A 21712-nucleotide genomic window follows, 5' to 3' on the forward strand; every position below is an offset into this window, starting at 1 on the left:
GGGATCGGTGCTCCGTCGTTCGGCCGATCCTAGCGTGACAGTGCGGGAGGGTGGAGGCGTGTTAGCCCCGTAGCCGGGAGCGCCAGGCCGACTCTTCGGCCATCCAGCGTGGCACCACCCAGGCACGGGCGCGGATCGGCCCGCGTACCGTCTGCACCCGCAGCGGTACGAGGCGGTAGCAAGGTCCCTCGTATCGCTGCAGCGCCGCCATCGCTGAAGGCGACGGCCAGATCAGGGCTCCCCTGACCCACCCGCCCTTGCCAGGAAGGAGGGTGGGGTAAAGCGTGCCCCGGAAGGCAGCCCGCCGATACCCGCGCAGCAGGGCCGGGCGCATGGCCCGGGGCAGCCGGGCGTCGCCCGACTGCCGCGCGAGCACTTGCGGGTTCAGCAGCGTTCCATAGAGGAAAATGGGGGCGCTCAGTGCCCCGCATTCTCCCCCGAGAAATCCGGTGCCGCGAGGCCGCTGGCTTCCAGCTGCTTCGCGATCCCGGCCTTCAGCCGCTCCAGCCCCTCGGCGCTCTTCGCCTCGGCGCGGGCCACCAGCACCGCCTGGGTGTTGGAGGCGCGGAGCAGCCACCAGCCGTCATCGGTCAGCACGCGCACACCGTCCACGTCCTGCACCTTGGCACCCTCGGAAGCCAGGCGGTCCTTGACCTCCTGCACCACCTTGAACTTGCGGTCCTCGGCGCAGTCGAAGCGCAGCTCCGGCGTGTTGATCACCTTGGGCATGGCGTCGCGCACTGCGGAGAGCTTCTCGCTCATCCGCGCCACGATGCCGAGCAGGCGCACGGCGGAATAGGGCGCGTCGTCGAAGCCGTACCACTTGTCCGCGAAGAAGATGTGGCCGGACATCTCGCCGGCCAGCGGCGCCCCGGTCTCCGCCATCTTTGACTTGATGAGGGAGTGGCCGGTCTTCCACATCAGCGGCGTGCCACCGGCCTTCGCGACCTCGTCGAAAAGCACCTGGCTGGCCTTCACATCGGCGATGATCGTGCCGCCGGGATTGGACTTCAGGACGTCCCGCGCCAGAACGACCAGAAGCTGGTCGCCGAACAGGATATGGCCCTGGTCGTCCACCACGCCGATACGGTCCGCATCGCCATCGAAGGCGATGCCGAGATCAGCGCCATGGCGGGCAACCTCGGCAATGATCTGCTCCAGATTCTTCGCCACCGTCGGGTCGGGATGGTGGTTCGGGAAACGCCCGTCGATCTCGCCGTTGATGACGACATGCTCGCCCGGCAGGCGCGCCGTCAGCATCTTCGTGATCTCGGCGCCCGAGCCATTGCCGGGATCCCAGACCACCTTCAGCTTGCGGTCGCCGCCGTCATAGTCCTTCAGCAGCCGCGCGACATACTCTTCGGAGATGTCGACGAGGCGGGAGGAGCCTTGCGCCTCCTCCACCACATCGCCAGCCGCGGCCATCTGGCCAAGCTTCTGGATGTCGGCGCCGAAGAACGGCTTCTTGCCGATCATCGACTTGAATCCGTTGTAGTCCGGCGGGTTGTGGCTTCCCGTCACCATCACGGCACCGTCGGTGCCAAAGTGATAGGCCGCGAAATAGAGCATCGGCGTCGGCCCGCAGCCGATGCGGATCACCTCCATGCCCGAGGCCATGAGCCCCGCGACCAGTCGCTCCTCCAGCATCGGGGAAGAGAGGCGGCCGTCATAGCCGACCGCCACCTTCGCCCCGCCGCTGCGCTTCACGATGGAACCGAAGACCCGCCCGATGGCGAAGGCATCCTCGCCGGAGAGGGTTTTCCCGACCACCCCGCGGATGTCGTATTCCCGCAGGCTGGTCGGATCGAAGCGGTGGCTGAAGCTGCTCATGGTCTCGTGCTCACGGTCTGGACGTTGCTTATCACGGGCGCCCGATGGAATGGTAACGAAGACCCGCCTCGCGGAAGGCGATGGGATCCCAGGCATTCCTGAGGTCAAGCACGACATCACCCGCCATGGCGGTCTTGATGCGCTCGGGCGACAGGCCGCGGAACTCCGTCCACTCGGTCAGCAGCACGACCGCATCGGCCCCTGCAACGGCGTCCAGCGCGGAGTCGGCGAAATGGGTCGCCGACGGCAGCAGCGACTTCGCGTGGCTGGGCTGCGGGTCATAGGCGCGGATGGTCGCGCCCGCGGCCGCCAGCTTCGGCACGACCACGAGGGAGGGCGCATCGCGCATGTCGTCGGTCTCGGGCTTGAAGGTCAGGCCCAGCACCGCGATCGTCTTGCCGGCGGCGGAACCGCCGAGCGCCTGGATCACGCGGTCGGCCATCTGCTCCTTGCGCGCCTCGTTGGCCGCGATGGTCTGCTCCACGATGGTCGCGGGCACGCCGAGTTCCTGCGCCGTGCGGGCCAGGGCCAGCGTATCCTTCGGGAAGCAGGACCCGCCATAACCCGGGCCGGCATGCAGGAACTTGCGGCCGATGCGGCCGTCCAGACCCATGCCGCGCGCCACGTCATGCACGTCGGCACCGGCCTTCTCGCAGATATCCGCCATCTGGTTGATGAAGGTGATCTTCACCGCGAGGAAGGCATTGGCAGAGTACTTGATCAGCTCCGCCGTCTCGATGCTCGTCTGCACGATCGGCGTCTCGATCAGGTAAAGCGGCCGGTAAAGGCGGCGCAGCACCTGGAAGGCGCGCTCGCTGTCGGCGCCAATCACCACGCGGTCCGGCCGCATGAAGTCGCCGATCGCGTTGCCCTCGCGCAGGAACTCGGGGTTCGAGGCGACCTCGATCTGGTGGTCGGGACGAACCTTCCCGATGAGTTCCTTGATCTGCGCGCCCGTGCCGACCGGGACGGTGGATTTCGTCACCAGCACCAACGGCCCCTCGGCCGCGCGGGCCACCTGCTCGGCGGCGGCGAAGACATAGGAGAGGTCCGCGTGCCCGTCGCCGCGGCGCGACGGCGTGCCGACCGCGAGGAAGACGGCGTCCGCCCCCTTGATCGCCTCGGCCAGGCTGGTCGTGAAGGACAGGCGGCCGTCCTGCACGTTCTCGGCCACGAGCTTGTCCAGCCCGGGCTCATAGATGGGGATACGGCCGGCACGGAGCGCCTCGACCTTCGAGACGTCCGTGTCCACGACGCAAACATCAACGCCGAACTCGGCGAAGCAGGCCCCCGATACCAGCCCAACATAGCCGGCACCAATCATCGCGACTCGCATGAGTCCTCCTCGAAAGCCCCCGAATCTCGGGGCGTTATGGACTGACCCTCCCTATCGTTCTGTTAGGCTCAGGTCGACGCGAGATGGCGCCGATCTCGCGCCGTTCTGGCGCCGGATTTCGTTAGGCGAGGTATTTCGGCAGGAAACTCCGCACGGCGTCAGCGAGATCGGGGCGCTTCAGTGCGAAGGCGATCTGCGCCTCCAGGAAGCCTGACTTGTCGCCGCAGTCAAAGCGGCGGCCCTCGTAGCGCAGGCCGTGGAAGGGCTGCTTGCCGATCAGCTTCGCCATGCCGTCGGTCAGCTGCACCTCGCCACCGGCGCCCTTTTCCATGGCGGCCAGGTGCTGGACCACGTCAGGCATCAGCACGTAGCGCCCGATGATGGTCAGATTGGACGGAGCCTGTTCCACCGGCGGCTTCTCGACCAGGCCCTTCACCGAGACGAGCCGGCCCTTGTCCTCCAGCACGTCCAGCACGCCATACTTGTTGACGCGCTCGCGCGGCACCTCCTCGATGGCGACGACATTGCCGCCAGTTTCCATATAGGCGTCGGCGAGCTGCTTGGTGCAGGACACGTCGCACTGCATCAGGTCGTCCGGAAGCAGGATCGCGAAGGGGTCGTCGCCGATGAAGGTGCGGGCGCACCAGATGGCATGGCCCAAGCCCATCGGAACCTGCTGGCGCACGGTGGTGATGGAGCCCGGCTCCACGGCGGCGGCGCGCAGATCGGCCAGGATCGCGTCCTTCCCGCGCTCTTTCAGCGTGCGCTCAAGCTCGTAGGCCACGTCGAAATGCTCAACGATCGCGGTCTTGCCACGCCCGGTGATAAAACAGAACTGCTCGATACCGGCGTCGCGCGCCTCTTCCACCGCATATTGGATGAGGGGCTTATCGACGACCGGCAGCATCTCCTTGGCCAACGCCTTGGTGGCGGGCAGGAAGCGCGTCCCCAGCCCTGCGACGGGCAGGACGGCCTTCTTCAGCGGCTTTGGCACGGGTAACGAATCCTTGTAGCGTGGTTCTTGGTAGATGTGCCACGCCGGCCCTTAATTGGGAACGTCGCTGGAAATGTCGGATGCGTGATCAGCGCAGCAGCACGTCCCGCGCGGCGTTCAACCGGGCCGCCAGCCAGTCCGACCCGCCCGCATCCGGATGAGCGGCCCGCATCAGCCGCGCATGCGCCGCCCGGATCTCCTCCTCGGTTGCATCCTCCGTCAGGCCGAGGATGGCCAGCGCCTCCGCCCGGTCGGGTGCCTCGGCCGGGGCGGCCTGGCCCGCCTCCCGCCAGCCCGGATGGGTGCGGTCCAGCCACGCTTCCAGCAGCGGAACGCTTTCTGGATCATCCGTCCCGGCTTCGGCCAGCAGGGCGCGCAGGGCCATCAGATCCAGATCGGACAAGTCTCGCCCGGCCTGCCGCCCGCGCAGAACCCGGCCGGACAGAGTGCCGGAGGCTGGATCCATCTGCATGGAGAGCATGGCCGTTTCCACCATATCCGCCGGCGCAGGGCCGAAGCGGGCGGGCGCCCGCCGCGCCTTCCACCAGCGCCAGGCCAGGGGGCCGAACAGCGCCAGCGCCCAGACGAGCTGCCCCCCACGCCCGGCGAGGAGCAGCACGACCAGGAGGACCAGCCCGACCGCCCCCGCCAGCACGGCCGCGAACCATTTCACCTGCGCCACGCTGGCCGAACTGAAGGCGCGGAGTATTCCGACCACCAGCACTAGGATCAGCGCCCCGGCTGCCAGCCAGATCATCGGGAAGGGCCGGGAAGCTGGGCCAGCAGTGCCTCGGCCCCTGGCAGCCGGGCCAGGGCCTCCCGCCCACCGGTCGCATAGGCGGCGGCCCCCCGCAGCAGGGCGGCGAGGGTGCCGGGGCTGCGATGATCGAAAGGTGCCCAGGCTCCGCCCGATTGCTTCGCGATTCCGCGCAGCACCGGGGTCGCTCCGGGGTCGTCGCCCTCCTGGAACACGAAGGCGGGCACGCCCCGTGCGCCCAGCCGGGACGCGGCGCGCCAGATCGGTTCCGGTTCCTCCTCGGCTGCGTCACCGACGAAGACCAGGGCGTGCAGCCGCTCCCGTGTCGCCTCCGCCTCGGCATGGCGCAGGAGCCGTAGGATCTGCGTCTGCCCGCCCCGGCAAGCCACCCCGGTCATCTCGGCGGCCAGTGCCTTGGGGTTCGCGACGAAAGGGGAGGCCATGAACTCCCCATGTCCCCGATAGAAGCAGAGGCTCACCATCAGCCGCCCCGGGGTGGCCGCGAACATCTCCGCCTGCAGGTGGCAGGCGCGATCCCAGGTTGGCTGGCGGCTGGCCGTGGCGTCGACCGCGAAGATCAGCCGGGCGGGGGAGGGGGCCGCGCGCAGGGCGGGCACCGAGGACGCGCGTTGCAGGAAGGCAGCGACAGCGCTGCGGGGTGGGGCGGGAACCGGCGGCTTGGCCATGCAAAAGAGTATGGGGCGGCAACCCGCCCGGCGAAACCGATGGCGAGGGCTTGAGTGGCGCATCGCTGTCACCAGCCCTAGCCTGTCAGTGTTCCCGGGAAATAACGAAACACCATGCGTCGCCGTGCCCTCCTGCTCGCCAGCTGCATCGCCGTTCCGGTGGCCCTTGGCGCTCTCGCCCAGGCCGAGGCGGAGCGTCAGCTCGACGCGGCCATCGCCCGGCTGCGTGCCGGACTTGGCCCGGACGGCGCGGTGGAGTGGCGCGGCCGCAGCGTGGACCCGGTAACCGGCACGGCCCGGTTCCAGGGCCTCACCATCCGGCAGGGCTCCAGCCGGCTGACAGTGCAGGAGGCGGTGCTCGGGGATGTGCGGGAGGACCGCATTGGCCAGGCCAGTCTCGATGGCCTGCGGATCGAGGCGGTGGCACGGGGCCCTTCCGGAACTGCTGTGGTGACGGCGGGCCGGGTCACGCTGAACGCCCTGGCCGTGCCAGCGGCCGGCTCCGGCCCCGCGGTAGATTGGCCCGCAGTGGCGGTGGAGCAGGCCGTGGCCGAAGGGCTGCGCGCGGAGGTCCAGGGCCGCGGCGATGCCGATCTCGGCCGCCTTACCCTGTCCGGCTACGCGCCCGGCCGGGCGCGGGAGGTGGTGATAGAGGGCCTTCGCCTCGATGACCGGCACAACCGGCATAATGGCGCGACCCGCATCCTGCTCGGCCGTGCCCGCCTGGCCGGCGCCGAGTTTCCGCGGATCGGCCAGCGCTTTGACCCCTGGGCCCTGGCCGCTGATGACGCCGTGCTGGAAGGCGCGGAGGTAACTGTCGAGAAGCAGAACGGCCGGGCGCGCCTGGGCCGCGCGCATCTCGGCAACTGGCGGAAGGGTCAGATCGCCAGCCTGGCTGCCGAAGGATTGTCGGTTTCGGGCGATACGCCGGACACCGGCCCCTTCACGGCGGAACTTGGCCGGTTGGCCCTCTCCGGGATCGCTGCGCGCGACACGGCCTATGCCATCGCCCATGACCTGAACCCGCCCCAGGCCGCCCCCGGCCAGGAGCAGGCAGGCGAGATGGAGGGCTTGGCTGTCTCGCAGAACGGGGCGCCGCTGCTTCGCCTGGGCTCCCTCCGCCTGCGCAATAGCTGGGAAGGGGCCGGAACGCCTGTGGCGCTGGGCTCTCTCGCCCTGGATGGCCTCGCGGTGGACCTGCCGGCCGGATATGGCGGGGACTGGCTCGCCAATCTTGGTTTCAAGGCCATCCTCGCCCGGATCGGCGTCCAGACGCGCCTGAACAGCGAGGAGCAGCGGCTGGTGACTGATCCCTTCACCATCCAGGCCACAGGCATGGCCAGCCTGGGCCTCAGCATGGATGTGCGGGGCTTCGAGGCGCCCGCGCCCGGCCAGCCCTCCGCCGCAAACGACGATCCCCTGGCGGTGATCAGCCGGTGGTCGGTCGCCGGATTTACCATCCGCTACACCGAGGAGGGCCTGGTCGGAGCGCTGCTCGCGCGGCAGGCGGCGCGGGAGCAGGTGCCGGAGGCGCAACTCCGCGAGCGCTATGCCCAGATGGTACTGCGTACCCCTGTGCCTGGGGCGAATGCGGGCAAAGAAGTCGCGGCCCTGCGGCCGATCCGCGAGGCCCTGGCGAGCTTCGCGCGTGACCCCGGCACGATTGAGATCAGCCTTCGGCCGCCCAAGCCCGTGCCGATGCTCGAACTAGCAGGCATCGTGGGGATGCCGCCCGAGCAGGCCGTACGGATCCTGAACCTCACCGTGACTGCCATCCCACCGCGCTGAGGGCCCGTCCTGGCCCCCAGCGCGTGGCTGGTCAGCCGGTCTGTGTGGCGGCGATGGCCGACATATTTACGATGCCCCGGGCCGTGGTGCTGGGCACCATGACATGCACGGGCTTGTTCATGCCCAGTAGGATCGGACCGAGCTGGAGGCCGTCAGCCGCCGCCTTCAGCAGGTTGTAGGCGATGTTGGCCGAATCGAGATTGGGGAAGACCAGCAGGTTTGCCGACCCGGTGAGGCGCCCATCGGGCACCGCGCGGTCGCGGATGGCGGGTTCCAGCGCGGCATCGGCATGCATCTCGCCATCCACCTCCAGGGAAGGATCGCGTTCCTGGATAAGCTTCAGCGCGCGGCGCATCTTGCGGGCGGAGGGAGCGTCGGAGGCACCGAAGGAGGAGTGGGAGAGCAGCGCCACGCGTGGGGTCACGCCAAAGGCGCGCACCTGCTCGGCGGCCAGGGTGGTCATCTCCGCGATCTGCTCCTCCGTGGGGTCCACCAGCAGGTGGGTGTCCACGAAGAACAGGGTGCCAGCGGGAAGGATCACGCCTGTCATCGCATAGACACGCCCCGCGTCAGGGCGCTTGCCCACGATGTCGAAGGCGAGATGCCACTGATTCATCCACTCGCCCGTGCCGCCCACGATGGCGGCATCCACCTGGCCGGTTTCCAGCAGCAGGGTGGCCGCGACCGTGGGGCGGGTGCGCAGCGCGCGGGCGGCGGCATCGGGCGGCATGCCGCGACGGCCGACCTTCCCCTGGTAGAGGGCGAGAAGAGGAGCGAGGACCTCGAAATCGGCGGAGGGATCGACCACGGTGACACTGCTTTCCAGGTCCATCCGCAGGCCCATGGCGCGAACCTTCTGGGCGATCACCTCGCGGCGGCCAATAATGACGGGGTCGGCGATGCCCTCGTCGAGCACGGTCTGCACGGCGCGCAGCGTGCGCTCGTCCTCGCCTTCGCCATAGGCGATGCGGCGGGCGGCGCCCCGGGCGGCGGCAAAAACGGGCCGCATCAGGTCGCCGGAGCGGAAGACGAAGCGCTCCAGCTCGCGCTTATAGGCGGCGAAGTCCTCGATGGGTCGCGTGGCTACCCCGGAATCCATGGCGGCGCGCGCCACGGCCGGCGCAATTTCCAGGATCAGGCGGGGATCGAAGGGCTTGGGGATGATGTAGTCCGGCCCGAAGATCGGGGCGTGGCCGCCATAGGCCGCCACCACCACCTCGCTCGCCTCCGCCCGGGCCAAGCGGGCAATGGCCTCCACGCAGGCGACCTTCATTTCCTCGTTGATCGTGGTCGCGCCCGCATCCAGCGCACCGCGGAAGATGAAGGGGAAGCAGAGGACATTGTTGACCTGGTTCGGGTAATCCGACCGGCCCGTGGCCACGATCGCGTCAGGCCGCGCGGCACGCACGGCCTCGGGCAGGATCTCCGGCTCGGGATTGGCCAGGGCCAGGATCAGCGGCTTCTCCGCCATGCTCGGCAGCCATTCCGCCTTCAGCACGCGCGGCGCGGAAAGGCCGAGGAAAACATCCGCATTCGGCAGCGCGTCCGCGAGCGTCCGGGCATTGGTGGCGCGGGCGTAACGCGACTTGTAGGGGTCCATCAGGACCTCGCGGCCCTCATAGACCACGCCCTCGATGTCGCAGACGGTGATGTTCTCGCGCTTCGCGCCCATCGCGACCAGCAGGTCGAGGCAGGCCAGCGCGGCCGCGCCGGCGCCCGAGGTGACGATCTTCGCCTGCTCGATGGGCTTGCCCTGCAGCAGCAGCCCGTTCCGCACGGCGGCCGCCACGATGATGGCGGTCCCGTGCTGGTCGTCATGGAAGACCGGAATCTTCATGCGGGCGCGCAAGGCGCGCTCGATCTCGAAGCATTCCGGCGCCTTGATGTCCTCGAGGTTGATGGCGCCGAAGCTTGGCTCCAGCACCGAAACGGCCTCGACGAACTTGTCGGGGTCGCGCTCATCGACCTCGATATCGATGGAGTCGATATTGGCGAACTTCTTGAAGAGGACCGCCTTGCCTTCCATCACCGGCTTGGAGGCCAGGGCGCCGATGGCACCGAGCCCAAGCACGGCCGTGCCATTGGTGATGACCGCGACCAAGTTGCCGCGGGCCGTGTAGTCATAGGCTGTCTTCGGATCGGCCGCGATCTCCATGCAGGCCGCCGCGACGCCGGGAGAATAGGCTAGGCCCAGGTCACGCTGGGTCGCCATACGCTTGGTCGGCTCGATGCTGAGCTTCCCGGGCCTCGGAAGCCGGTGATAGTCCAGAGCGGCTTTGCGGAAATCCTCGTCCATAGGGTCGTTATGGCCCTGCGGAGGCGGCGGCGCCAGCGGGGAACCCGCCCCTTCGCGCGGCGTTGGCCGCATACCAGCAAACGACGGAGGTGGTGATGGCAGGACCATCGGATGATCCCGGGGGCGAGCCGCGGCCCGGGGATCAGGCCCCGGCAGGGACGCCGGGCACGGAGGAGGTCGTCTGCCCGGAATGCCAGGGGAAGGGGGAGCTGATGGGCAAGCCCTGCCTGGCCTGTAATGGCACGGGCATGGTCAACCGGAATCCGGACAGCGAAGCGCCAGAACCAATGGGCTGATCTGCTTCCGGCCGGTCTGTGCCCTGAGGCGCCGGCGCGCTACATCGCGCGGCAGAGGCCGGGCGAGGTGCCCGGGGTGCTTTAGAGAGAAGATGGTGCGGTCAAGAAGATTCGAACTTCCACGGGGTTGCCCCCACCAGCACCTCAAGCTGGCGCGTCTACCATTCCGCCATGACCGCAGGCGGGAAGCAGCCCATCGGCTGCTCCGCGGCCGGGCGTATAACCGATGAGCGCGGCGGCGGCAACCGGGGCCGACGGCCCCCAATGGCTGATTTCCGACACACGCGTCACGGTGCCTGAGGCACTGGCGGCAATGGAGGCCCGCGTGGCCGGCATCCGCGCCGGCACGGCCGGGGAGGCGGTCTGGCTTGTGGAACACCCGCCCAGCTACACAGCCGGCACTTCCGCCCGGTCCGATGCGCTGCTGGACCCTCGCTTTCCGACCTATCAGGCCGGGCGCGGCGGCCAGTGGACCTATCACGGGCCCGGCCAGCGCACCGCCTATGTGATGCTGGACCTCACCCGCCCCCACGGCACCGTTCCCGCCCGGGACGTGCGCGCCTATGTCCATGGGCTGGAGGAATGGATGATCCGGGCCCTGGACCGCTTCAACATCCGTGGCGAGCGGCGGGAGGGCCGTGTCGGCATCTGGGTGGCGGACCGGACCAACGGCACAGAGGCCAAAATCGGCGCCATTGGCGTCCGCGTCTCCCGCTGGGTGTCCTGGCACGGCATCGCGCTGAATGTGGAGCCGGATCTTTCGCATTTCGGGGGCATCGTGCCTTGCGGCATCAGCGAACATGGCGTGACCAGCCTGCACGCGCTGGGCATCCTCGCGACGATGGAAGAGGCGGATTCCGCGCTCATGGCTGCCTGGACGGAGGTTTTTGGGAGCTAGTGGCAGACGCCACTACCGCTTTCCGGTTCTGACCAGGGCTGGCGCTTGCAAAATCCTGAAACAGAACGGAAAGGCGAGAAAAACTCCGGGCTGTCACGGTCTTGTCGGTGGTGCGGAAGGCATCCAGTGCGTATCCTGTGCGGGCTCCTCCAACCGCACAGGACGAAACATTGCCGGATCACCACACCCCGCTCATCGCCACCATCGCTCTTGGCCTGCTCCTCGCCTTCATCTTCGGAATAGCGGCTAACCGGCTGCGGGTCTCGCCGCTGGTCGGTTATCTCCTGGCCGGCGTCGCGGTCGGGCCCTTCACGCCCGGCTTCGTCGCGGACCAGGAACTGGCGAACCAGCTCGCCGAGATCGGCGTCATCCTGCTGATGTTCGCCGTCGGCCTGCATTTCTCGCTGAAGGACCTGATGGCGGTCCGTTCCATCGCGCTGCCCGGCGCGGTCGGGCAGATTATCGTGGCCACCCTGATGGGCATGGGGCTTGGCTGGCTGTTCAACTGGGGAATCGGCGGCGGCCTGGTCTTCGGACTCTCGCTCTCCGTTGCCTCGACCGTCGTGCTGATCCGGTCCCTTCAGGAACGCCGCATTGCGGAGACGGAGCGTGGCCGCATCGCTATCGGATGGCTCATCGTCGAGGACTTGGCGATGGTCCTCGCCCTCGTGCTGCTGCCGGCGATTGCGCCCGCGCTGAAGGGGGGCGTCGGCCTGTCCTTTGGCGAGCTCGCGGTCACCCTCGCCATTACTCTCGGCAAGGTTGCGGCCTTCATCGTGCTGATGCTGGTGGCTGGGCGGCGCATCATCCCCTGGGTGATGCACCACGCCGCCCATACGGGCTCGCGCGAACTGTTCCGGCTGGCGGTCTACGCGATCGCCCTCGGCGTCGCCTTCGGTGCGGCGGAACTGTTCGGCGTGTCCTTCGCCCTTGGCGCCTTCTTCGCGGGCATGGTGATGGGAGAAAGCCAGCTCTCCCAGCGCGCGGCTGAGGAGGCGCTGCCGCTGCGCGATGCCTTCGCCGTGCTGTTTTTCGTTTCCGTGGGGATGCTGTTCAACCCGCATATTCTCATCACCGCGCCCTTCGCGGTGCTGGCGGTGCTGGCGATCATTGTCATCGGCAAGTCGGCGGCTGCCTTCTTCATTGTGAAGGCTTTCGGCCATCCCACGGGCACCGCGCTGACCATCTCGGCCAGCTTGGCGCAGATCGGCGAATTCTCCTTTATCCTGGCCGGGCTCGGCGGAAGCCTGGGCCTGCTGCCGCCGGAGGGACGAGACCTGATCCTGGCTGGAGCCATCCTCTCCATCCTGGTCAATCCCTTCCTCTTTATTCTGGTGGAGAGACGGCGCACTGCCCTGCCGGCACGCGCTGCCGCGCCCAACCCGCACCCGGCCCCCGATCTGGCCGCACCCGCCGTGGCGGTGGTCCCGGCCGTCGTGCCGACCGCGCTGCCTGCCCAGCCGGCGAAGCCTGCGGACCCGGCTGATGCCGAACTGGTCGAAGTTCCGGCAATGCAGGACCACGACGTGGTGATCGGCTACGGCCGCGTCGGCTCCATCGTCGCTCGCGGGTTACGGGACGCCGGGCGCCCGGTGTTGGTCTTCGAGGATGCGGAGCGCATCGTGGGCACCGCCCGGACGGAGGGGTTGCCGGTTGTGCTCGGCAACGCCGCCGATCCCGAGGTCCTGGCGACGGCAAACCTGCCCGCCGCGCGCCGTCTCTTCATAACGGTCCCCGAAACCTTCGAGGCCGGGCAAGTCGTTGAGCAGGCCCGTGCGCTGAACGCCACGCTGGAGATCACCGCCCGCGCCCATTCGGACGAGGCAGTGGAGTATCTGGAACGACTCGGCGCGACCCGGATCATCATGAGCGAGCGCGAGGTTGCCCGCCGCATGCTGGAGAACGGGAACGGCTGACATTCCTCACCGTCCCGATCAGCCCGATTCTGAAAGATCCTTCAGAGTCGCGCCTGCGGAGCCTCCATCATGGCGGCTCCAGCTTCTCGCGCATCGGAGCCGGCGAAGCCTCGCCGGCCCGATGTTGGAAAGGAGCCTATTCCATGAGCTGCCGGACCTCAGGCGCTTTCGCCCTTCTTGCCGCCAGCTGGATCACCGCTGCCGGCGTCGCCCCCGCTTCTGCCGGGGGAATCACCCGTGACGCAGGACTGCGCGCAGAGGTGAACGCCGTGGTGACCGGCCCGGCCACAGGCCCATAAAAGGAAAGGGCGCCCCGAGGGGCGCCCTTCGTCTTTTCAGCATCCGCCCTGGCGGATTAGCGGCCGCTGTCGCGGAAGTCGCCTTCCCGCCAGCTGCGGTCCTTGCGTTCGCCACCGGCCATCTCCGGCCGACGCTGGCTCTGCCCGCCGGAACGCCCGGGCTGGCCACCGCCCGGCCGCCCCTGAGCCGGGCGCTGCCCGTCGCGCTGCGGACCGCCACGGCCCTGCTGGCCGCGCTGGTCGTCGCGCCGCGGCGGACGCTGCTGCTGCTGACGGTTCGGCCGGCGCGGCACGGGGCCGGTCGGGATATCGCCCTCAGCCGGCACCTGCTGGCGGGTCAGCCGCTCCACTGCGCGGAGCAGCGCAACCTCGTCCGGCGCCACCAGCGCCACCGCCTCACCCGAGGCGCCGGCACGGGCCGTGCGGCCGATGCGGTGCACATAGGTCTCCGGCACCTCCGGCAGGTCGTACTGGATGACGTGGGTCACGCCATCCACATCAATGCCGCGGGCGGCGATGTCGGTCGCCACCAGGATCGGGGCCGTGCCCTTCTTGAAGGCATCCAGCGCCCGCTCGCGCTGGCCCTGGCTCTTGTTGCCATGGATGGCACCGGCGGCGAGGCCGTCCTGCTCCAGCTGCTTCACGATGCGGTCGGCGCCGTGCTTGGTGCGGCTGAAGACCAGGGCCCGGCCCACGCCCTCGCCACGCAGCAGATCGGCCAGAATGGCGCGCTTGCCGTCGGCGCGGGTGTGGATGACGCGCTGGTTCACCCGCTCCGCCGTGGTGGCAACGGGCGTCACCTCCACGCGCACGGGGTCAGGCAGCAGTTCCTTTGCGAGCTTGGCGATGTCTTCCGGCATGGTGGCGGAGAAGAACATCGTGTGCTTCGTGCGGGGCAGCATGCCGGCCACGCGGCGGATCGACGGCCAGAAGCCGCGGTCCAGCATCTGGTCGGCCTCGTCGAGGACGAAGACCTCGATGCCGTCCAGCTTCATGGCGCGCTGGTTCAGCAGGTCCATCAGGCGGCCGGGGGTGGCGATCAGCACGTCCACGCCCTTCGCCATGGCCCGCTTCTGCGGGTTTTCCGGCACGCCGCCGAAGACCAGCGCGGTGCTCGGGCGGATGTGGCGGCCATAGGCCCGGATGCTCTCATGGATCTGCGAGGCAAGCTCGCGGGTCGGGGAGAGGATCAGGGCGCGGCAGGTGAAGGGCGCGGCGCGCTTCGGGTCAATCGCCAGGCGGTTCAGCAGGGGCAGCGCGAAGGCCGCGGTCTTGCCGGTGCCGGTCTGGGCGATGCCCAGCACGTCGCGGCCCTGCAGGGCGGCCGGGATGGCCTGGGCCTGGATGGGGGTAGGGGTGGTGTAGCCCTCTTCCTCAAGCGCACGCAGAAGGGGCGCCGCGAGGCCGAGCTCATTGAACTGTGTCATGGATTCCAATCGGGGCGGCCCATGCCGGGGCTGCCAAGGCGGGTGGAGGCGCCCCGCGTGTCCGGTCGCATCCAGGTATCGGAAGGTCTGAACGCCCCGGTCAGGGCCGCGCGCATCATTGCGCGAGGCGGCCGTCTCACGCGGCCGGGACGTGGCCTCGGCAGATCGCCGGGCACGGGATGAAGATGGGGCAAGCCGTGTTGCGGCGCAAGATCCCAGTGGGCATGGACGGCCGCGCTTGACGCAGGGCGGCTCGGCGGCCACGAGGGGGCATGGGCCGGCACCCCTTTCCAGGCTAGGTATCGTGAGCCGTTGGCGCCGCTGGCTCGCCTGGGCCGCCCTGATCCTGCTCGTAGGGCCGCTGGCCCTCATCCTGGTCTTCCGCGTCCTGCCCCCACCTGTCACGCCGCTGATGCTCATCCGCCTGGTGCAGGGAGAGGGGCTGCGGAAGGACTGGGTACCGCTCGGAGCCATGGCGTCTGCCCTGCCGCAGGCCGTGATCGCCGGAGAGGACAACCTTTTCTGCGAGCAGGCCCTGGGCTTCGACTTCAAGGCGCTCCGGGGTGAGGTCGATGCCTGGATGGACGGGGATCGCCCGCGCGGCGCCAGCACCATCACCATGCAGACCGCCAAGAACCTGCTGCTCTGGCCCGGCCGCGATCCGGTGCGGAAGCTGATCGAGGCCTGGCTGACCCCGCAGGTCGCCCTGCTCTGGCCGAAGGACCGGGTGCTGGAGGTCTATCTGAACATCGTGGAGTTCGGCCCGGGCATCTATGGTGCCGAGGCCGCCGCCCGCGCCTTCTTCGGCAAGCCGGCCGCGGCGCTTACGCGGCGCGAGGCGGCCCGGCTGGCGGCGGTGCTGCCAAGCCCGCTGCACTGGTCCCCCGCGCGACCGTCGGAGTATGTCCTGCGGCGGGCCGGGCTTATTGAGCGACGCATGGGACAGCTCGGCTCGTTGCTGGACTGCGCGCGACCGGCCTCGTGAAAGGCCGGGCCGCCGTTCAGAGGGTCGGCTTTCGCTGGAAGCCCGGCTCATCCGGCAGGGCGGCGAAGCTCTCCTGGATGCGGTCCACCCGGGCCGCCAACGGGCCGCGCCGGGCGGCGAGCAGCACGGCGCCCACCGCCGACTCCTCCCCGGCCAGCAGCGCCTCCACCGAGCCGTCGGCGCGGTTCCGCACCCAGCCGCTCAGCCCGGCGGCCGTCGCCTCCCGCACCAGCCAGTCGCGATAGCCCACGCCCTGCACCCGACCCTCGATGCGCAGGAGCCGGGCCTTCACCGGGACAGCTCCAGCAGCCGCGCGGCCAGGGCGATGTCGGCGGCGATGCGGGCCCGGCGCTCCAGCGCCTCGGCATCCGCACCCCAGAAGGATTCCTGGTAAGTCTCGTCCAGCGCGGCCAGCCGGTGCGCCTCCGCCGCATCCACCCGCCCGGCCGAGAGGGCGAGCCCCAGGACCAGGCTGCCCATCGCCGGCACCGCGATGCCGAGCGCCGAAAGGCCAAAGGGCGAATGGGCCGCCACCGCAGCGTGCAGGGCGCGCAGCGAGTCCGGCGGTTGCGCCACATGGACGATGCCGGTGGTGATCCGCAGGGGCGCGTCATATTGCAGGGCCGCCCAGTCCAGGATCGGCTGCCAGTTCTCCGCCTGCAGCGCGGCCAGCCTGCGATCCTCGGCACGGTAGCAGAGCAGGTCGCTCTCCCCGTATTCGGCGATGGCAGCGGCGCTCGGCGCCGGGTCGGGCGCGATGCGGTCCACGGCGGTGCCCACCAGCCGGGTGAGGGGCACCTCCTCCATTGTCATCTCTCTACCCTTGGCGCCGCCGGCCGCGTCCCACTCGGCTGCGACAGCCTCGGCCAGGGGCAGACTTGGCAGGTGCAGCGTGGTGCCGCCCGGCAGCCGCAGCGGGCGTCCATCCAGGGCGATGCCCCAGCCGGCCTCCATCTGCTGGACGGCGGCCTGATCCCAGAATCTCTTCATGGCCGGGAATTGGGGGCGCGGGGGGGGACATGGCAAGTTGCGCCCCATGGGTTCGGTAATGATCTACGCCGCCGCGGCGCTGGCCGAGATTGGAGGATGCTTCGCCTTCTGGGGCTGGCGACGGCTGGGCTGGCCCGTCTGGGCGCTGCTGCCCGGCCTGGCTTCCCTGGCCCTCTTCGCCTGGCTCCTGACCCTGGTGGAAAGCTCGGCGGCCGGACGGGCCTATGCGGCCTATGGCGGTGTCTATGTCGCGGCGTCCCTGGTCTGGCTCTGGGCGGTGGAAGGGCGAGCGCCCGATGCCTGGGACCTGGGTGGTACTGCGCTCTGCCTGCTGGGCGCGGGGGTGATCCTGTGGGGCGGGGGCGCCGGCCGCTAGGCCGGGCATCCATTTCTTCTTCCCGCCCGGGTCCGGGGAGGAGAGAAAGCTTCCTCCCTCTCCGAAGTCCCGTCCTGTTCAGATCTCGAAGGCTTCGCCGATCGCCGGCACGCGGACCCGGCCGGCCTGGTCGCCCATTGCCTGGATGAAGGCATCGGCCGACTTGTCGATGATCGGGAAGGTCCCGAAGTGGCAGGGCAGCACCACCGGCACATCCGGCAGGAACCGCTTCATCGCCAGCGCCGCGCCCTTCGCGCCCATGGTGAAGCGGTCGCCCACCGGCACGATCGCCACCTTCGGCTCGTACAACTCCGCGACCAGCGCCATGTCGGAGAACACGTCGGTGTCGCCCATGTGGTAGACGACCGGATCCTTCCCGTTCTTCGGCGTCAGCACCACCCCATTCGGCAGGCCGAGATCCATGATCACGCCGTTCTCGTCCGGCGTGGAGGAGGAATGGAAGGCGATCGTCAGCGACACCGTGAACTCGCCCTGGTCGGTCGTACCGCCAGTGTTCATCATGTCGACCTTCTCGACGCCCTTGCCCTTGAGATAACCGCAGATCTCGGCGTTCGAGACGACCTTCGCGCCAGTCGCCTTCGCGATCGCCACCGTGTCGCCGATATGGTCGCCATGCCCATGCGTCAGCACGATATGGGTGCAGCCCTTCGAGGCTTCCTCGACCGTGCCCTTGAAGGTGGAGTTCCCCGTCAGGAAGGGATCGACCAGCACCACCGCGCCGCCGATCTCAAACCGATAGGCCGAGTGCCCGAACCAAGTGATCTTCATGCCTTCCTCCTCGCCAGGCGTGCCCTGCGGGCACGCCCAATGGACGGCAATGGTGTAGCGAGGGTGGCAGCAGGCGGCCAGAAGCCCCGGCGCAAAACTCCGGGAAGGGCAGGTGCCCTTAGCCCGCGTCGCTTGTCATCTGGCCGACTTCGTCCGGGCCGGCGGTTTCCCGTTCGACCGGGCTTTCCCCTTGCGGCGCGCCGCCGAAGGCGCCCAGAACCAGGGGATCAAGCCCCTGGCCGCCCGCCGCGATCCGGGCCTCAAGCCCCTCCCGCATCACACGGGTCCAGAAAGAGGCGATATGGTCGGCGATCCCCGCCCGCGCTTCCTCCGGCGGATAGGCACGGAAGAAATCCGCGATCTGGTTCGCCATGCGGACCAGCTTCTCGTCACCCGTCATATCGGTGTTCTCTCCCGCACGCGGTCCATGCCGTGGAACACCGCGACCGTGTCGCGTCGCGCCACGGCCACCAGATTCATGTCCAGCGCCCGCGCCCGCTCCAGCGCCAGCGCCGTGGGTGCGGATATCGCCACCAGGGTGCGCGCGCCGATCGAGGCCGCCTTCTCCACCAGCTCAAAGGAACAGCGGCTGGTCACGATGACGAAGCCTTCCGCCGCCCTGATGCCATCGCGCATCAGCGCGCCGGCCAGCTTGTCCAGCGCGTTGTGCCGCCCGACATCCTCGCGCACCGCATGAAGGCTGCCGTCAGCCCGTGCGAAGGCCGCCGCATGCACGGCGCGCGTCTCATCATTCAAAGGCTGTGATTCCTCCAGCGCCGCCAGGGCGCGCCGGATGGCCGGCACGTCGATGGCCGGTGCCGCTCCCTCGGGCCGCAGGCCCTGCGGCATCTGGTCCAGCTCCTCGATCCCGCAGAGCCCACAGCCCGTGCGCCCGGCAATCGAGCGCCGCCGCGCCAGATGCGCGGTCAAGGCCGTGGGCGCCAGCCGGATCGCGAGGCGCAGCCCGCGCGGGTCCTCCTCCACCTGAACTTCCCGAATGCCCGAGGCGTCCGTGATGATCCCCTCGGTCAGGCTGAACCCGTAGGCGAAATCCTCAAGATCCGAGGGCGTCAGCATCATCACCGCGAAAGGCACGGTGGAATAGACGAGGCTGACCGGCACTTCCTCCGGCACCGCGCGCGTGGTCGGGCGGATCTCCCCATCGGCCGCCACGACCAGCGCGGGGGCAGGGCGGCTACTCGGCGGCAGGGACATCCGCCGCGATCCGCTTGAGGTTGGCCTCGCCCAGGGCGAACTCCTCCTGCCAGGCCGAGGGCTGGTTCGTCCGCCGCACCTGCACCGCCGTCACCTTGTATTCCGGGCAGTTCGTCGCCCAGTCCGAGTAATCCGTCGTCACCACATTCGCGCCCGTCTTCGCGTGGTGGAAGGTGGTGTAAACCACGCCCGGCTGCATCCGCTCGCTGATCACGGCGCGAAGAGCGATCTCGCCGGACCGGCTCTCCAGCGCCACCAGCTCCCCATCCCGGATCCCGCGATGCTCGGCATCGAAGGGATGGATCTCCAGCACGTCCTCCTCATGCCAGCGGCTGTTCTCGGTGCGCCGGGTCTGCGCGCCGACATTGTACTGGGAGAGGATGCGCCCGGTGGTCAGGATCAGCGGGAAGCGCGCGCCGGTGCGCTCATCCGTGGGCACGAATTCCGTGATCATGAACCGGCCCTTGCCGCGCACGAAGCGGTCCACATGCATCATGGGCGTGCCCAGCGGCGCCGCCTCGTTGCAGGGCCACTGCACCGAGCCCACCGCTTCCAGCTTGGCATAGGACACGCCGGCGAAACTGGGCGTCAGCCGCGCGATCTCGTCCATGATCTCGGAGGGATGGCGGTATTCCATCGGGAAGCCCAGCGCGTTGGACAGCGCCATCGTCACTTCCCAATCCGCCATGCCGCCCAGCGGCGCCATCACCCTGCGCACGCGGTTGATGCGCCGCTCCGCATTGGTGAAGGTTCCATCCTTTTCCAGGAAGGAGGATCCCGGCAGGAAAACATGGGCATATTTGGCCGTCTCGTTCAGGAACAGGTCCTGCACGATGACGCATTCCATCGCCGCCAGCCCGGCCGTGACATGCTTGATGTCGGGATCGGACTGCGCGATGTCCTCGCCCTGGATGTAGATGCCCTTGAACCGGCCGCCCACGGCCTGGTCCAGCATGTTCGGGATGCGAAGGCCCGGCTCCGAGGACAGCGGCACGCCCCAGGTTGCCTCGAACATCTCCCGCGTCGCGTCGTCCGACACATGGCGATAACCGGAGAACTCATGCGGGAAGGAGCCCATGTCGCAGGCTCCCTGCACGTTGTTCTGCCCGCGCAGGGGGTTCACGCCGGCGCCAAGCTTGCCAATATTCCCCGTGGCCATCGCCAGATTGGCCATGGCCATCACGGTGGTGGAGCCCTGGCTGTGCTCCGTCACGCCCAGCCCGTAATAGATCGCCGCCGCCCCGCCCGTGGCATAGAGCCGTGCCGCCGCGCGCACGCGGTCCGCCGGCACGCCCGTGATCGGCTCCACCGCCTCCGGAGAGTTCTTCTCCTGCGCGATGAAGCGAGCCCAGCTCTCGAACTCCGCTAGGTCGCAACGCTCGCGCACATAATCCTCGGCGACCAGCCCTTCCGTTACCACTACATGGGCCAGCGCATTCACCAGCGCGACGTTGGTGCCCGGCAGAAGCTGGAGGTGATGCTCCGTCCTGATATGCGGCGACTTCACCAGATCGATCCGGCGGGGATCGGCCACGATCAGCCGCGCCCCCGCCCGCAGCCGCTTCTTCATGCGGCTACCGAAGACCGGATGCGCATCCGTGGGATTGGCGCCGATCACCAGGATCACATCGGCATGGTCCACCGAGGCGAAATCCTGCGTCCCCGCCGAGGTCCCCAGTGTCGTCTTCAGCCCGTAGCCCGTGGGGGAGTGGCAGACCCGCGCGCAGGTATCGACATTGTTGTTGCCGAAGGCGCCGCGGATCATCTTCTGGACGAGGAAGGTCTCCTCATTGGTGCAGCGGGAGGATGTGATGCCCCCGATCGCATCCTGCCCATACTTCGCCTGGATCCGCCGCAACTCGGAGGCCGCGTGGCTGATCGCCTGTTCCCAGGACACCTCGCGCCAGGGATCGGTGATCCGCGCACGGATCATCGGCTTCGTGATGCGGTCCTTGTGCGTGGCGTAGCCGAAGGCGAAGCGCCCCTTCACGCAGGAATGGCCCTCATTCGCCTTGCCATCCTTGTAGGGCACCATACGGACGAGCTGGTCGCCCTTCATCTCCGCCTTGAAGGAGCAGCCCACGCCGCAATAGGCGCAGGTCGTCACCACCGAATGCTCCGGCGTGCCCGCCGCGATCACCGACTTCTCATTCAGCGTCGCCGTCGGGCAGGCCTGCACGCAAGCGCCGCAGGACACGCATTCGGAGGACATGAAATCCGTCCCGCCCGGCGAGACCTTCGAACCGAAGCCGCGCCCCTCCATGGTCAGCGCGAAGGTGCCCTGCACCTCCTCGCAGGCCCGGATGCAGCGCGAGCAGGCGATGCACTTCGAGGCCTCGAAGGTGAAATACGGGTTACTCTCATCCTTCGGCGCATCAAGGTGGTTCGCGCCATCATAGCCGTAGCGCACCTCCCGCAGCCCGACCGCGCCCGCCATCTCCTGCAACTCGCAGTCGCCATTGGCCGAGCAGGTCAGGCAGTCCAGCGGATGGTCGGAGATATACAGCTCCATCACCCCGCGCCGCCGCTTGGCGATGGCGTCGTTCTGGGTGTGCACCACCATCCCATCCTCGGCTGGGGTGGTGCAGGAGGCCGGAAAGCCCCGCCGCCCTTCGATCTGCACGAGGCAGAGGCGGCAGGAGCCGAAGGGTTCCAGGCTGTCCGTCGCGCAGAGCTTCGGGATCTTCGTCCCCAGCGTCATCGCCGCCGCCATCACGGAGGTGCCGCGCGGCACCGCCACCGCATGCCCGTCGACGGTGAGGGTGACGGTGTCCTTGGCCAGCCGGATCGGCGTGCCGTAATCGGTTTCCTGGATCAGGGCCATTGGTCCGTCT

General features: G+C 68.8%; 21 protein-coding genes and 1 tRNA gene. 7 read left to right on the forward strand and 15 right to left on the reverse strand.

The genetic code is table 11. From position 1 onward, the window contains the following. Positions 1–61: 61 nt before the first annotated feature. From ACO1BU_RS15485 to ACO1BU_RS15510, 6 genes are all read right to left on the reverse strand, one after another. Positions 62–421 (reverse strand): gamma-glutamylcyclotransferase family protein, encoded by a 360-nt coding sequence (locus ACO1BU_RS15485; RefSeq protein ID WP_424136912.1) that lies wholly within the window; start codon positions 419–421, stop codon positions 62–64. Further along, on the reverse strand, positions 418–1830 hold the full coding sequence (gene pgmG / locus ACO1BU_RS15490) for a phosphoglucomutase/phosphomannomutase PgmG (protein ID WP_424136866.1): 1413 nt from the start codon (positions 1828–1830) through the stop codon (positions 418–420). Before pgmG ends, ACO1BU_RS15485 begins: the two co-directional genes overlap by 4 nt. Before the next feature lie 31 nt (positions 1831–1861). After that, a complete protein-coding gene (locus ACO1BU_RS15495) occupies positions 1862–3166 on the reverse strand; it encodes a UDP-glucose dehydrogenase family protein (protein ID WP_424136867.1) in 1305 nt (434 codons plus the stop codon). 121 nt (positions 3167–3287) lie between these two features. After that, a complete protein-coding gene (gene galU / locus ACO1BU_RS15500) occupies positions 3288–4160 on the reverse strand; it encodes a UTP--glucose-1-phosphate uridylyltransferase GalU (RefSeq protein WP_424136868.1) in 873 nt (290 codons plus the stop codon). Positions 4161–4248: 88 nt separating this feature from the next. After that, positions 4249–4917, reverse strand: coding sequence for a J domain-containing protein (locus tag ACO1BU_RS15505; protein ID WP_424136869.1), 669 nt, complete (start codon positions 4915–4917; stop codon positions 4249–4251). Next, positions 4914–5603 carry a vWA domain-containing protein gene (locus ACO1BU_RS15510; protein ID WP_424136870.1) on the reverse strand — a complete coding sequence of 230 codons (690 nt, stop codon included), beginning with the start codon at positions 5601–5603 and terminating at the stop codon, positions 4914–4916. The genes ACO1BU_RS15505 and ACO1BU_RS15510 overlap by 4 nt, the downstream gene beginning before the upstream one ends. Before the next feature lie 114 nt (positions 5604–5717). On the opposite strand from ACO1BU_RS15510, the gene ACO1BU_RS15515 reads away from it, so the two are divergent. Continuing rightward, positions 5718–7391, forward strand: a complete 1674-nt coding sequence (locus tag ACO1BU_RS15515; protein WP_424136871.1) for a hypothetical protein — start codon at positions 5718–5720, stop codon at positions 7389–7391. Between the two features lie 31 nt (positions 7392–7422). Here the strand turns inward: ACO1BU_RS15515 and ACO1BU_RS15520 are convergent, their stop codons facing one another. After that, positions 7423–9687, reverse strand: a complete 2265-nt coding sequence (locus tag ACO1BU_RS15520) for an NADP-dependent malic enzyme (RefSeq protein WP_424136872.1) — start codon at positions 9685–9687, stop codon at positions 7423–7425. 95 nt (positions 9688–9782) lie between these two features. Between ACO1BU_RS15520 and ACO1BU_RS15525 the strand changes: the two genes are divergently transcribed. Further along, positions 9783–9983 (forward strand): hypothetical protein, encoded by a 201-nt coding sequence (locus tag ACO1BU_RS15525; protein ID WP_424136873.1) that lies wholly within the window; start codon positions 9783–9785, stop codon positions 9981–9983. Between the two features lie 93 nt (positions 9984–10076). Here the strand turns inward: ACO1BU_RS15525 and ACO1BU_RS15530 are convergent. After that, positions 10077–10162, reverse strand: a tRNA-Leu gene (locus ACO1BU_RS15530). A gap of 47 nt (positions 10163–10209) precedes the next feature. On the opposite strand from ACO1BU_RS15530, the gene lipB reads away from it, so the two are divergent. From lipB to ACO1BU_RS15545, 3 genes are all read left to right on the forward strand, one after another. Beyond that, positions 10210–10881, forward strand: coding sequence for a lipoyl(octanoyl) transferase LipB (gene lipB / locus ACO1BU_RS15535; protein WP_424136874.1), 672 nt, complete (start codon positions 10210–10212; stop codon positions 10879–10881). A 170-nt stretch (positions 10882–11051) separates the two neighbouring features. Continuing rightward, positions 11052–12797 carry a cation:proton antiporter domain-containing protein gene (locus tag ACO1BU_RS15540; protein WP_424136875.1) on the forward strand — a complete coding sequence of 582 codons (1746 nt, stop codon included), beginning with the start codon at positions 11052–11054 and terminating at the stop codon, positions 12795–12797. 143 nt (positions 12798–12940) lie between these two features. Then, entirely contained in the window at positions 12941–13096 is a 156-nt protein-coding gene (locus ACO1BU_RS15545) for a hypothetical protein (RefSeq protein ID WP_424136876.1), read from the forward strand. A 56-nt stretch (positions 13097–13152) separates the two neighbouring features. On the opposite strand, the gene ACO1BU_RS15550 is transcribed toward ACO1BU_RS15545, so the two are convergent. Then, a complete protein-coding gene (locus ACO1BU_RS15550) occupies positions 13153–14523 on the reverse strand; it encodes a DEAD/DEAH box helicase (RefSeq protein WP_424136877.1) in 1371 nt (456 codons plus the stop codon). A 304-nt stretch (positions 14524–14827) separates the two neighbouring features. Between ACO1BU_RS15550 and mtgA the strand changes: the two genes are divergently transcribed. After that, on the forward strand, positions 14828–15508 hold the full coding sequence (gene mtgA, locus ACO1BU_RS15555; RefSeq protein WP_424136878.1) for a monofunctional biosynthetic peptidoglycan transglycosylase: 681 nt from the start codon (positions 14828–14830) through the stop codon (positions 15506–15508). A 16-nt stretch (positions 15509–15524) separates the two neighbouring features. On the opposite strand, the gene ACO1BU_RS15560 is transcribed toward mtgA, so the two are convergent. Together ACO1BU_RS15560 and ACO1BU_RS15565 are read right to left on the reverse strand one after the other, a co-directional pair. Further along, the gene (locus ACO1BU_RS15560) at positions 15525–15800 is read right to left on the reverse strand and encodes an acylphosphatase (protein WP_424136879.1); all 276 of its coding nucleotides are present in this window, start codon (positions 15798–15800) and stop codon (positions 15525–15527) included. Continuing rightward, positions 15797–16498 (reverse strand): ATP12 family chaperone protein, encoded by a 702-nt coding sequence (locus tag ACO1BU_RS15565; protein ID WP_424136880.1) that lies wholly within the window; start codon positions 16496–16498, stop codon positions 15797–15799. Before ACO1BU_RS15565 ends, ACO1BU_RS15560 begins: the two co-directional genes overlap by 4 nt. 46 nt (positions 16499–16544) lie before the next feature. On the opposite strand from ACO1BU_RS15565, the gene ACO1BU_RS15570 reads away from it, so the two are divergent. Next, positions 16545–16874, forward strand: a complete 330-nt coding sequence (locus ACO1BU_RS15570) for a YnfA family protein (RefSeq protein WP_424136881.1) — start codon at positions 16545–16547, stop codon at positions 16872–16874. A gap of 78 nt (positions 16875–16952) precedes the next feature. On the opposite strand, the gene ACO1BU_RS15575 is transcribed toward ACO1BU_RS15570, so the two are convergent. The 4 genes from ACO1BU_RS15575 to fdhF form a co-directional block, all read right to left on the reverse strand. Beyond that, positions 16953–17663, reverse strand: a complete 711-nt coding sequence (locus ACO1BU_RS15575; RefSeq protein WP_424136882.1) for a metal-dependent hydrolase — start codon at positions 17661–17663, stop codon at positions 16953–16955. Between the two features lie 118 nt (positions 17664–17781). Then, positions 17782–18063, reverse strand: coding sequence for a formate dehydrogenase subunit delta (locus tag ACO1BU_RS15580; RefSeq protein ID WP_424136883.1), 282 nt, complete (start codon positions 18061–18063; stop codon positions 17782–17784). Continuing rightward, complete coding sequence (gene fdhD, locus ACO1BU_RS15585) at positions 18060–18878, reverse strand: formate dehydrogenase accessory sulfurtransferase FdhD (RefSeq protein WP_424136884.1); 819 nt, start codon at positions 18876–18878, stop codon at positions 18060–18062. Before fdhD ends, ACO1BU_RS15580 begins: the two co-directional genes overlap by 4 nt. After that, positions 18859–21702, reverse strand: coding sequence for a formate dehydrogenase subunit alpha (fdhF, locus tag ACO1BU_RS15590; protein ID WP_424136885.1), 2844 nt, complete (start codon positions 21700–21702; stop codon positions 18859–18861). Before fdhF ends, fdhD begins: the two co-directional genes overlap by 20 nt. Positions 21703–21712 lie beyond the last annotated feature (10 nt).

Source organism: Roseomonas chloroacetimidivorans (genome assembly GCF_049629625.1).
Taxonomy (GTDB): domain Bacteria; phylum Pseudomonadota; class Alphaproteobacteria; order Acetobacterales; family Acetobacteraceae; genus Roseomonas; species Roseomonas chloroacetimidivorans.